Genomic DNA, 13,399 nt, shown 5'->3' with positions numbered 1-13,399 from the left:
TCCGCAAGATCAGCCTTCTCAGGCATAAGCTGCGGCGCAACAGCAAGTCCGGCAGCCGCCGCAACATCGCCTTCCACTACGATCTCGGTAACGCTTTCTACAAGCTCTGGCTGGACGAAACGATGACCTATTCGAGCGCGCTCTACGAAGGCCGCGATCGCTCGCTTTCGGAGGCCCAGACCGCCAAATACGACCGGATCATCGCAAGGCTGCAGATCGGTCCCGAGGACCGGGTTCTGGAGATCGGCTGCGGTTGGGGCGGATTTGCCGAACACGCCGCTGCCCGCACCGGCTGTCATGTCACCGGGCTTACGCTTTCAAAGGAGCAGGCGAAATATGCACGCGAGCGGCTTGCCGCCAGCGGTCTTTCGGACAGGACCGATATCCGGCTTGAGGACTACCGCGATTGCAAGGGCACGTTCGACAAGATCGTCTCGATCGAGATGTTCGAGGCGGTCGGCGAGGAAAACTGGCCGGTGTTCTTCAAGACCGTCAACGAGCGCCTGACGCCCGGCGGAACGGCGGTGATCCAGTCGATCGCGATCGAGCATCACCGGCTCGACGACTATCGCCGCAACCCGGATTTCATCCAGGCCTATATCTTCCCGGGCGGCATGCTGCCCTCGATCGAAACGTTCAAGAAGGGCGCGGGCAGCGCCGGGCTTGCGGTGAAGGATCTTTTCTCCTTCGGCAAGGATTACGCCCGCACGCTGCTCGAATGGGAACGCCGGTTTCTGGCCGAATGGGATGCGATCCGTCCCCTCGGCTTCGACGACCGGTTTCAGCGGATGTGGCGCTATTATCTCAATTATTGCGCGACCGGTTTCGATGCCGGGCGGATCGACGTGGCGCAGTTCCACCTGATCAAGCCGGCGGTGTGACGGTCTCCGCTCGGCTTCGGAAAAACCGCAGCGCGATGAACGCCGCGAGCGCCGCCGCGCCCGTCGTATTGAGATAGTCGAGGGTCTGCATATCTTCCGGCGTGACCGGACGGACCGGTGCGCCGATCCGGCCGTAGAGCGCCACGAACAGCACGAATATCAGCCCTATCAGCGCGCGTGAAAGCCATACTTCGCGGGTATGAAAGGCCATGCCAGCCAGCATCAGGCAGGCGAACAGGAAGATCAGCGTGCCACTCTCCCCGCCCAGGACAAAGGCGATGAAGATGGTATCGACGGTTCCTACCGCGACCATGCCGAGCCTTGCCGCAAACGACTTGCCGCGGCGCGCAAGCCACCAGACCGCGATGTAGAACGGCATCGAAAGCGCCGTGAGAAGAGAGATATGAAAGGCGCTTTCGGCGAGAAACCAGACATAGAGCGGATAGACCGGCTTGTTCAGGGCCAGAACCAGGGCGACAGACCCGCAGGCCTCCGCCAGCGGATCGCGCGCCCTGTTCATGCATCAGCCTTCTTCGGGATCGGGAAGAATGCCCTGACGCGTTTCTTGTAGGCGCGGAAGGCGTCGCCACGGGAGGATTCCATATGCTCCTCGAGATAGGGAATGCCCGAGACGTAATTGAGCAGCCAGTACATCATGATCGGCGCGAGCAGCGAGACGGCGAACGGGAAGAACGCCTGAAAACCGGAAAGCGCCAGGCATGGCCATGCGCACCACCACAGCCATTCGAAGAAGTAATTCGGATGGCGCGAATAGCCCCACAAGCCGATATCGCAGACCTTCTTGCCCTCCGGCTTCTCCTTCTTGAACCGCGAAAGCTGCCAGTCGGCCGTGCCCTCGCCCGCAATCGCGATAATCGCGATCGCCAGACCAATGAAGTCGAGAATGCCGGGGAACGGCGCGGGGTTGAGGATCGCCGCATAGATCGAGAACGCCAGAACGAAGCTCGCGAAAGCCTGGATCATCAGGAACCACCAGAGCCGGAAGCTTGCGGACGAACCCCATTCCTCTATCAGCGCGGCATAGCGCGGGTCATCCTTCTTGCCGGCGCTGCGGGTGGTGATGTGTGTTGCCAGCCGCGCGGCCCATAGCCCGACCACCAGGCCGGCGAGCCATTTGCGCGCCGGGTTGCCGTCCACGGAAAATATGATGACCGAAAGACCGGCAAGCCCGGTCAGAACCGACCAGATCGCATCGATCCAGCCGCTGTTGCGGGTTATCCGCTGAACCGCCCAGGCACCGGTCATGCCGATACAGAGGCCAGCCAGAACCAATATCAGAAGTGTTATCGACATCACCTTCCCCGGTCGTCATTGCGCTTTGCATATGACTACGGGGCAGGACGCGTTTCGGATTGGTCAGCCCGGAGAAAGACCGCGCTGGCGCTCGGAGCGGCGGCGCATCACTTCCAGGAAGGTCAGCAGGACCACGGAGAGCGCGACGAGGATCGAGGCGACCGCCAGGATCGTCGGCGATATCTGCTCGCGCAGCCCGGTAAACATCTGCCACGGCAGCGTCTTCTGCGAGGCGGAGCCAAGGAACAGCACGACCACCACCTCATCGAACGAGGTGATGAAGGCAAACAGCGCGCCGGAAATCACGCCGGGAAGGATCAGCGGCATCTGCACCTTGAAGAAGGTGGTCACCGGATTGGCGCCGAGACTTGCCGCGGCGCGTTCCAGCGAGCGGTCGAAGCCGACCATGGTCGCGGTCACGGTAATGATCACGAACGGCGTGCCGAGCACCGCATGCGCCAGAACGACGCCCCAATAGGTGCCCTGAAGGCCGATGCGCGAATAGAAGAAATACATGCCCGCGGCCGAAATGATCAGCGGCACGATCATCGGCGAAATCAGGATCGCCATGATCGCCCCGCGAAACGGCACATGACTTCTGGCAAGGCCGATCGCGGCCAGCGTACCGAAGGCGGTAGCCAGCAGGGTTGCCGCCGGGGCGATCCTGACGGAGTTCCACAGCGCCTGCTGCCAGTCGGGATTATGGAAGAAATCCTGATAGTGCTTGAACGAGTAGCCTTCCGGATCGAGCGCCAGCATTTTCGGCGTGAAGGTGAAGAAGTCCTCGGCGTTGAAGCTGAGCGGAATGATCACCAGGATCGGAAAGATCAGGAAGAAGAAGATCAGGCCGCAGATGACCAGAAAGGCATAGTGCCAGATCTTCTCGAGCGGCGAATCATAGGGCTGAATGGCCATGGTCCCTCTCCTATCCGAGCTTCACATTGTCGATGCCGACGATCTTGTCGTAGAGCACGAACATGAACATCACGACCACCAGAAGCAGCGTGCCAAGTGCTGCCGCGAGCCCCCAGTTGAGCGAACTAGAAATGTGGTAGGCGATCCGGTTCGATATGAAGATGCCCGAGGTGCCGCCCACCAGTTCCGGGGTGATGTAATAGCCGATCGACAGGATGAAGACGAGCACCGCGCCGGCGCCGATGCCGGGTACCGACTGCGGGAAATAGATCCGCCAGAACGCCGTCCAGCTTGTGGCGCCAAGGCTGCGGGCGGCGCGCACATAGGTCGGCGAGATCGTCTTCATCACCGAATAGAGCGGCAGGATCATGAACGGCAGCAGGATGTGGGTCATCGCGATGATCGTGCCGGTGGCGTTGTTGATCATCACCAGCCGATGGGCATTGTCGACAATCCCCGACCATACCAAAAGGTCGTTGATGACGCCCTGCTGCTGCAACAGCACCTTCCAGGCCGAGGTGCGCACCAGAAGCGAGGTCCAGAACGGCAACAGCACCAGAACCATCAGCAGATTGGCGCGGCTCAGCGGCAGATGCGCCAGAAGATAGGAAATCGGATAGCCGAGAACGAGGCAGGAGCAGGTGATGATCATCGAGAGCATCAGCGTGCGCCCGAACAGGAACAGATAGATCCGCTCGTTCTCCGGCTTCATGCCGATGCCGTCCGGCCCCATTTCCGCGTCGACGGCGTTCAGGAAATAGCCCGGCGTATAGGCCGGCGAGTACATTTTCAGGATCGTCCAGGTGTCGAGATCGCCCCAGTCCTTGTCGGATTCGATCAGTTGCCCCTTGATGTCCGGCGAGCCGGGCTCAATGTTGCGCACCGTGCGTCCGGCCTTGCGGAACAGGCTCGACATGCCGGCCTGCTCGTAATTGAGGCGCGAGCCGAGACGGGTGTGGATCTTCTTTTCTACCGCGACAGTCAGATCGTCATAGAGCGCCTCATAGGCAGCCTCGTCCGGCAATTGGCCCTCGGCGGGGTCCCAGTCGCGAAGCGCGGCAGTGGTCTTCGGCAGGGTGTCGGCGACGATGTTGTTTTCCACCGAGCGGAACAGCATATCGCCGATCGGCGCGATGAAGGCGACGAGCACGAAAGCCAGCAGAGGCGCTATCAGCAGAAGCGAGCGCATCTTCTCGCGCCTTAACGCCTTCCTCAACGCCTGTTTGAGCGGCTTTCCCTCGCCGGTCAGAATTTGTTGCTCAGCCACGCCGATCTGTTCCCCTGTTTTTTATTAGGTTTGGAGCGGATTGCGAAAAAAGGCCGCCTCGCCTTTTTGCGCAACCGGCTCCCTGCCCCGAAATGCCGGGGCAGGAATAGTCAGGACCTCAGGTCCCTGAGTGCGTCCGGATTGCGGACGCTCCCTGGAGATTACTGGGCAAGCCAGGCCTGGAACTTCTGCTCCACATCGTCCTGGTTGTCGGCCCACCACAGGATGTTGTTGACCAGATAATTGCCCATATTGGCCGGGTTGGTCGGCATGTGCGGGCCCATCGGAATGCCGAGCTCGGCATGGTCGCCGACGAGCGGCTGCGACGACGCGCGGGCCGGACCGTAGGAGATGTACTTGGCCTGGTCGGCAAGGCGCTGGGTGTCGGTGGCGAACATGATATATTCCTTCACCAGGGCCAGCTTGTCGTCCGGCAGGCCGGCGGGAATCACCCAGCCGTCATAGTCGAACACCTGCCAGTCCCACAGCATCTTCACCGGCTGGTCCTGTTCGGCGATCACGCTGAACAGACGGCCGTTATAGGTCGAGCCCATGACGATTTCGCCATCGGCGAGAAGCTGCGGCGTTTCTGCGCCGGCCGACCACCAGATGATGTCGTCCTTGATGGTGTCGAGCTTGGCAAGCGCCCGGTCCACGCCTTCAGGCGTCGACAGCACGTCGTAGAGGTCTTCCTTGGCGACGCCGTCGCAGATCAGCGCCCATTCCAGGTTCTTTTTCGGGCGTTTTTCAAGCGCGCGCTTGCCGGGGAAGGTTTCGGTGTCGAAGATATCGCAGAGTTCGGTCGGCTCCTTGCCGTTCCACGCGGCGACATCGCTGCGATAGCCGAAGGTGGTCGAGAACACGATCTGCGGAATGAAGCAGTCATTGATCACGGCATCGCCGAAATCTTCCACGGCCGGCGTGCCGTCGGGCGCCGGCTTGGTCCACTCGTTGAGATCGATCTCCATGGCCAGGCCCTCGTCGCAGAGACGCTGGCTGTCGGGACCTTCCACGTCGACGACATCCCAGGTGACGTTGCCGGTCTCGGACATCGCGCGAAGCTTGGCGACGGCCTCATTGGAGGATTCGTCGTTGATGATCGTGACATCGGGATGTTCGGCCATGAAAGGCTGGTGATAGGCATTGTCCTGCGAGGCCGAATAGGCGCCGCCCCAGGACACGATCGTCAGGTCCTCGGCCAAGGCCGCATTGCCCATCGCCACGGTGGCGGCGGAGGCCAGGATGATAGTACGGAGTTTCATGTCAGTTCCCCTTTTGCAGATTTCACTGGTTACGTTTATCTGAACGGCCGCCTTGGCGGCCGCCACATTTCACCGCAGGTCAGGCGGCGTAATCGAGGGCCTTGCAGTCGCGGGCGGCAAAACCGACCGTGCGCGTCTGGCCAACCTCGAGATCCCAACGTTCGCCGCGATTCCTGACCTTGACGATGAATTCGTCATTGCCGCACACGTTCATGCGCACGCGGATATGGTCGCCGAGGTAAATCAACTCCTCGACCCGGCCGGTCACCTTGTTTTCGACCGCATCGGCCGCGATCAGCTCCACCCTTTCGGGCCGGAGCGAAAGCGTGGTGCGATCGCCTTCGCTGGCGACATTCACCTTCTCGGCAATCAGCGTGGTGCCGTCCTCGACGCGCACGGTGCATTCATTGCCCTCGATGGACGTGACGATGCCGTGCAGCGTGTTGTTTTCGCCGATGAACTGGGCGACGAAGGAATTGCCCGGGCTCTCGTAAAGCACGTCGGGCGCAGAGAGCTGCTGGACGATGCCGTCATTGAACACGGCAACCCTGTCCGACATCGTCAGCGCCTCGGTCTGGTCGTGGGTGACGTAGACGAAGGTCACGCCGAGATTGTCGTGGATGTGCTTGATCTCATATTGCATCTGCTCGCGCAGCTGCTTGTCGAGCGCGCCGAGCGGCTCGTCCATCAGTACCAGTTCGGGGTCGAACACCAGCGCGCGGGCCACGGCGACGCGCTGCTGCTGGCCGCCGGAAAGCTGGCCCGGCCTGCGATTGCCGAACTTGCCGAGCTGGACCATGTCGAGCGCGTTTTTGACCTTCTCCTCCTGCTCCGACTTGCTCATATTTCGCAGCTGCAGCGGAAAGGCGAGGTTCTCCGCGACCGTCATATGCGGAAACAGCGCATAGTTCTGAAACACCATGCCGATGCCACGCTTGTGCGGCGGCACATTGTTGATCGGTCGCTCGTTGAGGTAGATTTCGCCGCCGGTCGCGGGCTCGAAGCCGGCGAGCATCATCAAACATGTGGTCTTGCCCGAGCCGGACGGCCCCAGCATCGTCAGAAATTCGCCTGGCGGGATATCGAGATTCAGCTTTTTGACGACCAGGCTTTCGCCATCATAGCTCTTTTGAACATTTTCGTACTTAACCGATGCACCACGGTTATTCGCCATATTGTCCCCATCTGTTTTGCCCATCGCTTTCTCATGCGCGATTTTTAGGCAGGCCGTACCCAATACTGCAATTCACGCGCGTCAAATCAACCTCAAATTTCAGTCCTCGCGGAATGAACGGTCGATTTTGCCTTGAAGCTCAAGCGAAGCACCGGGTACTTAAGACTTTGGTATAATGAATACGCATAACGTTTAAACTGGCGGCGCTCCGCCGTTGAACCGGCGAAAAATCAGTGTCGAGGATAGCGCGGCCACCAACGCGCCCCGCGCCTGTTTGCGACGCTGGATGACGCTGCCTGCGGCGGCAAAGCGAGGCTAAATCGAATCGAATTCGATCGTCAGACCATCATAGCCGGGCTCCACATGGCCCGGCGTTTCGGCCATCACCGTGTCGTAGTCGAGCGGGGTGTGCATATGGGTCAGCACCGCGCGGCGGGCGGCGAAGCTTTCGATCCAGCCGAGCGCCTGCGGCAGCGACAGATGGCTCGGGTGCCCGTGATATTGCAGCGCATCGATGATGATCAGGTCCAAGTCCTGAAGCTTTGCAACCGCCTCGGGCGGAAAATCGCTGACATCGGTGCAGTAGGCGACATCGCCGATCCGGAAACCGAGCGAAATGATATCGCCATGCTGCTGGGGGAAGGCCTGAAATTCGATGGCCCCGCCCGGCCCCTCGATTCGCACGGGCGTATCGAGATCCTCGATAAGGTTCGGCTCGGCGATTGCCGGATAGTTGCTGCCCTCGGGGACCCGCAGGCAATAGGAGAAGCCGTCGAGTATCCGGCCCATCGTCACCGGCTCCGCATAGACCGGGATGCGCCGGCGCTGGGCGTGGAAAAAGCCGCGGATATCATCGATGCCGTGCAGATGATCGGCATGGGCATGGGTGAACAGCACCGCGTCGATGCGGGTAACGCCTGAGCGAATCATCTGCTCGCGGAAATCCGGACCGGTATCGATCACCACGGTCGTCACGCCGCCATCCGGCCCGATCTGCTCCACCATCAGCGAGGCGCGGGTGCGCCGGTTCTTCGGGTTCTGCGGATCGCACGCGCCCCAGTCCCCGGTGATCCGGGGCACGCCGGGCGAGGACGAGCAGCCGAGTATGGTAAAACGTCGCCGATACCCCAAGGGTCACACCCGCGTCATCTTGGAAAAGCAGCGAAACGCATTCTCGGTGGTGATCGCCGCGATCTCATCCTCGCTGACGCCCTTCACCTCGGCGAGAACCCGGGCGGTGTTGACCACATAGGAGGGCTCGTTGCGCTTGCCGCGAAAGGGCGTCGGCGCCAGATACGGGGCATCGGTTTCCACCAGCAGCCGGTCCATGGGGATATCGGCAGCGATGTCCCGGATGTCCTGCGAATTCTTGAAGGTCAGGATGCCCGAAAACGACACGTAGCCGCCAAGCGCGACGCCGGTTTCGGCAAGCCCCCTGCCCGACGAGAAGCAATGCAGGATGAACGGAAACGCCCCGGCCTCGCTCTCCTCGGTCAGGATCGCGGCCATGTCCTCATCCGCGTCGCGGCTGTGGATCACCAGCGGCAGCCCGGTGCGCCGCGCCGCATCGATATGCCGACGAAGCCCGGTTTTCTGGGCCTCGGCCTTTTCCGGCTGGTAATGATAGTCGAGACCGGCCTCGCCGATCGCCACCACTTTCGGATGCGCCGTGTAAGCGATCAGGTCTTCCGTGGTGATATCCAGCTCCTCATCGGCATTGGCGGGATGGGTGCCGACGGAGCAGAATACGGTCTCATATTTTTCAGCGATATCAACGATCTGTTGAAACTTCTTCACGCGCGTTGAGATCGTAACCATCTGCGCAACGCCCGCCCCCTTCGCGCGCGCGACCAGTTCGTCGCGCTCGGCGTCGAAATCCGGGAAGTCCAGATGGCAATGGGTATCGATCAGCATGAAAGTCTCTCTATTCCTCGGGCGCGACATAGCGCGGGAAAACCGGCGCGGGCTTTTCCAGCGGCGTGCCCTGCTTCAGGCGGCCTGCCTCACCCAAATGCGCGAATGTGCGCTCTGTTTCCGGCACGGCGACCAGATCGAGTAGTTTCGCCGCCGATTCCGGCATCGCCGGCTGCAGCAGAATCGCAACCTGGCGCACCACTTCCGCCGTGACGTAAAGCACGGTCGCCATGCGTTCCGGGTCGGTCTTCTTCAGCGCCCAGGGCTCCTGTCCCGCGAAATAGCGATCGGCGTCGGACACCACGCCGATGATCGCGGCAAGCGCGCGGTGGATCGCAAGCTTGTCCATATCGGCGCGCACCGTCGCGATCACGCCATCGGCGGTGGCGAGCATGGCCTTGTCCTCGTCGGTCAACGGGCCGCATTCCGGCACCTGGCCGTCGCAATTCTTGACGATCATCGACAGCGAGCGGCTGGCGAGATTGCCGATCCCGTTCGCCAGATCGGAATTGATGCGCGTTCCAATTCCCTCGTCGCTATAGCTGCCGTCCTGACCGAAGGAGACCTCGCGCAGGAAGAAATAGCGGATCGGATCGAGCCCGAAATGCTCCACCAGATTGAATGGATCGACGACATTGCCGACCGATTTCGACATCTTCTCGCCCTTGTTGAGCAGGAAGCCATGGGCATAGACCCGTTTCGGCAGCGCCACACCGGCGGACATCAGGAAGGCTGGCCAGTAGACGGCATGAAAGCGGATAATGTCCTTGCCGATGATGTGAATGCCGGGCCAGAAGTCCCACAGCGCATTGGTTTCATCCGGAAAGCCGAGCGCGGTGATATAATTGGTCAGCGCATCGACCCAGACATACATGACATGATCGGGATTGCCCGGCACGGGAATGCCCCAGTCGAAGGTGGTGCGCGAGATCGACAGATCCTTCAGACCGGATTTGACGAAGGACACGACCTCGTTGCGGCGCTCATTCGGCCCGATGAAATCCGGGCGGGATTCGTAATATTCCAGAAGCCTGTCGCCATAGGCGGAAAGCTTGAAGAAATAGCTCTCCTCCTCGACCCATTCCACCGGCGAGCCGAGCGGCTCGCTGCGCACGCCATCCTCGCCGACCGTGGTTTCGCTCTCGTCGAAATAGGCCTCCTGACGCACCGAATACCAACCGCCATATTTGCCGAGATAGATATCGCCGTTTTCCTCCATGCGCTTCCACAGCGCCTGCACGGAGATGCGATGGCGCTCCTCGGTGGTGCGGATGTAATCGTCATTGGAGCAGTTCAGCCGCGCCAGAAGGTCGCGGAACACCGCCGAATTGCGGGTTGCAAGCTCGATCGGCGCGATCCCCTCCTTCTCGGCGGTCTGCTGCATCTTCTGGCCGTGCTCGTCCGTGCCGGAGAGAAACCGCACATTCCTGCCGTCGAGCCGGGCAAAGCGGGCCAGCACATCGGTCGCGATCATTGTATAGGCGTGGCCGATATGGGGCGTGCCGTTCGGATAGAAGATCGGCGTCGTGATGTAGAAATTATTGGCCTTGTCGCTCATGTCCGAAACCCGTCCGCTTGACTGCTGCTGCCGGCCGCCAAAAAAGCGGCGCCGGCCTCGATCGTTTCGCCGGTCTTAACGCCAGTGCCGCAATGCATCAAGTCAAACCGACCGGCGCGCGTCGTTCAATTGACGGCGGCGCGGATCCGGGTGAGCAGGTCGAGCACGAGCTGCTTGCGGTCGAGATTGTAGGCATCGGCCGTCGCCACGTCATTGCCGAGTTCTAAGGAGAGTGCGGACAGCCGCTCGGCCCGTGCAATCTCACCGCCCATCGCCGCTTCACGCGCGCGGCTGCGAACATCCTCCTCGACATGGGCGAGCAGGAAGGCGAAGACCGTCTCGTTGTCGCGCTTGGCAAGGGTATCGGCGAGCCGGTGCATCAGCGCCCTCGCCTCGGCGTCCGAGCCGGCGAGCGTTTCATGATAGGCGTCGATGATCTCGCCGCCGCCGTAATTCACCAGCTTCAGCGCTTCCGAAACGCTGCCATTGGCAAGCGCCGCAAGCCGCGTCGCGTCCTCGCCGGCGGGATCGACGCCGAGAGACCCGAGTGCCTTCAGGAGATCATCCGGCTCCAACGGACGCAGGCGCAGCGGCAGGCATCGCGAGCGGATCGTCGGCAGCAGCCGGCCCGGCGTATGCGAGATCAGCAGGAACATCGCGTGTTTCGGCGGTTCCTCGAGAATTTTCAAAATGGCGTTGGCGGCCGAGCGGTTGAGGTCGTCGGCGGCATCGACGATGACGATCCGCCAGTTGCCGGTGCCCGAGGTCTGCGACAGGAAATGCCCCGCCCGGCGGACCTCGTCAACGGTGATGGCCGTCCGCCGCTTGCCGGTCTTCACATCGACGGGTCGTTCCAGATGGAGCAGGTCGTGCGAGGCGCCGGCAATGATCTGGCGCGTCAGCGGCGCTGCATGGTCCGGCGCGATGATATGATCGGGCGCGCTGTGCGGCTCGGGAAAATGCAGGACGTGATTGGCAAACCGGAAGGCAAGCGTCGCCTTGCCGATGCCCTCGCCGCCTTCCAGCAGGATCGCGTGATGCCCCTTGCCGGAACGATAGGCCGTCGCGAGATAGGCCTCCGCTTCCTGGTGGCCGAACAGATTGGGATTGGCCGCCGGATGCACGGCGCCTTCCAGAACCATATCGTCAGCCATCGGCGCGCTCCTCCAGAAAGGGCGAGACCGCCTCCCAGACCGCTTCCGCCACCGCTTCCGGTGCATCATCGGCGCGGATGACCCGACATCTGTCCGGTTCCGCCTCGGCGATCTTCAAAAACGCCCTGCGCCGCGCCTCGTGCACCGCGATATCGTCCTTCTCGAACCGGTCGGGCGTGCCGGCAAGCGCCTGTTCGGGCGAGCGGGCCTTGACGCGCTGCAATCCCTCAAGGGCATCGAGATCGAAAATCAGGGTGAGATCCGGGATGGTGCCGTCGACGGCGACCCGCTCCACGGTCGAGATGAAATCGGGCGCAAGGCCGCCGGCCGCCCCCTGATAGACGCGCGAGGAATCCATGAACCGGTCGCAGAGCACGATGCTGCCGTCTGCCAGCGCAGGCTTGATGATTTCCTCGACATGATCGTTGCGGGCGGCGGCAAACAGCAGCACTTCCATGCCAACGCCGAACGGTTCGGCAGCGCCCGACAGCAGCACATGGCGCACAGCTTCAGCCCCCGCTGAGCCACCGGGCTCACGCGTGACGACCACCGCGCGGCCAAGGCTGGTGAGGCGTTCGGCCAGCAGACGGATCTGCGTCGACTTGCCGGCCCCCTCGCCGCCTTCAAAGCTGATAAAAACCCCGCGTTTCAAGCTCTCACATACCTCCGGCCATCGGTTCGTCCGGGTTTAGACGAATTCAGGCCGGGGCAAAAGCCCTGCGCATGCTATCTTTTGAACGGGATCGGGACGGGATAGCTGGTATTGTCGGCGAGGATGGTTTCCGTCGCCTCGCTGGCATCATTCGCCGCGACGGGCTTTGCCTCCTCGACCAGGGCGAGCTGCGCGCTTGCCTCTTCTGGCTTTACCGAAGCTGTGGCAAGCTCGACAGGCTTTTCGCTTGTCTCCGTCGTGGCAACGACCGTCTCGGTCGTCTCGACTGTTGCGACGGCTGCCGGCGCTTCAGCCTTGGCGAGCTGCACCTCGCCGAAACGTCCCGGATCGACGCCTTCCGGCACCTCCTTCTTCTCGTAGGAGGCCATCAGGTAGTTCATGTCGTCGGCGTTGCGCGAGGCGGGGCCGACGTAATCGACCTTGACATTGGCCACGCCCGAACCCGTGACGTCCAGCATTTCGGCGGCCTTCTTGGAAAGGTCGATAATCCGGCCGGAGACGAAGGGTCCGCGATCGTTGACTCGCACGATGACGGAACTGTCATTGTCGAGATTGGTCACCCGGACATAGCTCGGCAGCGGCAACGTCTTGTGGGCCGCCGACAGGTGGTTCATGTCGTAGATTTCGCCGCTCGCCGTCTGGGCGCCGTTGAATTTCGGCCCGTACCAGGAGGCGAGCCCGGTCTTGGAATATTTGGTGTCGGCCTTCGGCGTGTACCATTTGCCCCTCACCTGATAGGGCTTGCCGATCTTCTGGTAGGAAAGCGCATCCGCTTCGGAAATGCTGTTTTTGGCAGCATCGGCGACTTCCGCCGCGTCATCCTTGATGTCTTTGGATGTATCGCCCGTGGTCGTGCACGAAGCCATCAATGCAGTCATAGCCAGCATTGCCAGCGAGGTGGAAAACCGGATTTCTTTCATGCCAACATTTCTTCCGTCTATGTCGATGTACCGTCAGGATTGCTTGCCGGAACCCCTGGACCTTGAAACTGTGTCAAACTCTCCTATGAGGATGCTTGATGGCCGCTTTGTGGCGCGTTAACAAAATTGGCGAAATTGCGCAACCCGAAATTGATCCCGCCCCGCTTCAACCGCCGCCGCGTGTCCGCGTCAGACCGGTGCATATACCGGGATTGACCCGCAAGAGAACACGGTGCTAAAGGCCATCGTCTAAGCGACATCTACGAATATTTCGTGAATGCGCCTGAGCCGGAGGAGTGGCCGAGCGGTTTAAGGCACCGGTCTTGAAAACCGGCGTGCGTGAAAGCGTACCGTGGGTTCGAATCCC

Annotated in this window: 13 protein-coding genes; 1 reads left to right on the top strand and 12 read right to left on the bottom strand. The window is 61.5% G+C overall.

From position 1 onward, the window contains the following. Positions 1-881: cyclopropane-fatty-acyl-phospholipid synthase family protein (locus B4E36_RS23110; protein WP_345900863.1), on the top strand; the 881-nt coding region annotated here is incomplete at its 5' end. Here the strand turns inward: B4E36_RS23110 and B4E36_RS23105 are convergent. The 12 genes from B4E36_RS23105 to B4E36_RS23050 all read right to left on the bottom strand — a co-directional run bounded on the left by B4E36_RS23105 (position 865) and on the right by B4E36_RS23050 (position 13,032). Next, on the bottom strand, positions 865-1,401 hold the full coding sequence (locus B4E36_RS23105; RefSeq protein WP_292056936.1) for a hypothetical protein: 537 nt from the start codon (positions 1,399-1,401) through the stop codon (positions 865-867). The genes B4E36_RS23110 and B4E36_RS23105 overlap by 17 nt on opposite strands. Beyond that, on the bottom strand, positions 1,398-2,195 hold the full coding sequence (locus B4E36_RS23100) for a DUF1295 domain-containing protein (RefSeq protein WP_292056934.1): 798 nt from the start codon (positions 2,193-2,195) through the stop codon (positions 1,398-1,400). Before B4E36_RS23100 ends, B4E36_RS23105 begins: the two co-directional genes overlap by 4 nt. A gap of 63 nt (positions 2,196-2,258) precedes the next feature. After that, the gene (locus B4E36_RS23095) at positions 2,259-3,110 is read right to left on the bottom strand and encodes an ABC transporter permease (protein WP_292056931.1); all 852 of its coding nucleotides are present in this window, start codon (positions 3,108-3,110) and stop codon (positions 2,259-2,261) included. A gap of 10 nt (positions 3,111-3,120) precedes the next feature. After that, the gene (locus B4E36_RS23090) at positions 3,121-4,377 is read right to left on the bottom strand and encodes an ABC transporter permease (RefSeq protein ID WP_292056929.1); all 1,257 of its coding nucleotides are present in this window, start codon (positions 4,375-4,377) and stop codon (positions 3,121-3,123) included. A 161-nt stretch (positions 4,378-4,538) separates the two neighbouring features. Continuing rightward, on the bottom strand, positions 4,539-5,639 hold the full coding sequence (locus B4E36_RS23085; protein WP_292056927.1) for an extracellular solute-binding protein: 1,101 nt from the start codon (positions 5,637-5,639) through the stop codon (positions 4,539-4,541). Positions 5,640-5,718: 79 nt separating this feature from the next. Next, positions 5,719-6,837, bottom strand: coding sequence for an ABC transporter ATP-binding protein (locus B4E36_RS23080; protein WP_345900862.1), 1,119 nt, complete (start codon positions 6,835-6,837; stop codon positions 5,719-5,721). A 291-nt stretch (positions 6,838-7,128) separates the two neighbouring features. Next, a complete protein-coding gene (locus B4E36_RS23075; protein ID WP_292056924.1) occupies positions 7,129-7,944 on the bottom strand; it encodes an MBL fold metallo-hydrolase in 816 nt (271 codons plus the stop codon). A 3-nt stretch (positions 7,945-7,947) separates the two neighbouring features. Then, complete coding sequence (locus B4E36_RS23070) at positions 7,948-8,727, bottom strand: TatD family hydrolase (protein WP_292056923.1); 780 nt, start codon at positions 8,725-8,727, stop codon at positions 7,948-7,950. Between the two features lie 10 nt (positions 8,728-8,737). Further along, the gene (gene metG / locus B4E36_RS23065; protein ID WP_292056922.1) at positions 8,738-10,285 is read right to left on the bottom strand and encodes a methionine--tRNA ligase; all 1,548 of its coding nucleotides are present in this window, start codon (positions 10,283-10,285) and stop codon (positions 8,738-8,740) included. 125 nt (positions 10,286-10,410) lie between these two features. Continuing rightward, positions 10,411-11,439 carry a DNA polymerase III subunit delta' gene (locus B4E36_RS23060; RefSeq protein ID WP_292056921.1) on the bottom strand — a complete coding sequence of 343 codons (1,029 nt, stop codon included), beginning with the start codon at positions 11,437-11,439 and terminating at the stop codon, positions 10,411-10,413. Then, the gene (gene tmk, locus B4E36_RS23055) at positions 11,432-12,091 is read right to left on the bottom strand and encodes a dTMP kinase (protein WP_292056920.1); all 660 of its coding nucleotides are present in this window, start codon (positions 12,089-12,091) and stop codon (positions 11,432-11,434) included. Before tmk ends, B4E36_RS23060 begins: the two co-directional genes overlap by 8 nt. A 74-nt stretch (positions 12,092-12,165) precedes the next feature. Then, positions 12,166-13,032: a septal ring lytic transglycosylase RlpA family protein gene (locus B4E36_RS23050; RefSeq protein WP_292056919.1), complete on the bottom strand. Its 867-nt coding sequence runs from the start codon at positions 13,030-13,032 to the stop codon at positions 12,166-12,168. Between the last annotated feature and the right edge of the window lie 367 nt (positions 13,033-13,399).

This window comes from Martelella sp. UBA3392 (assembly GCF_002358775.1).
GTDB lineage: Bacteria > Pseudomonadota > Alphaproteobacteria > Rhizobiales > Rhizobiaceae > Martelella > Martelella mediterranea.
This window is presented reverse-complemented; position numbering and strand designations above follow the sequence as displayed.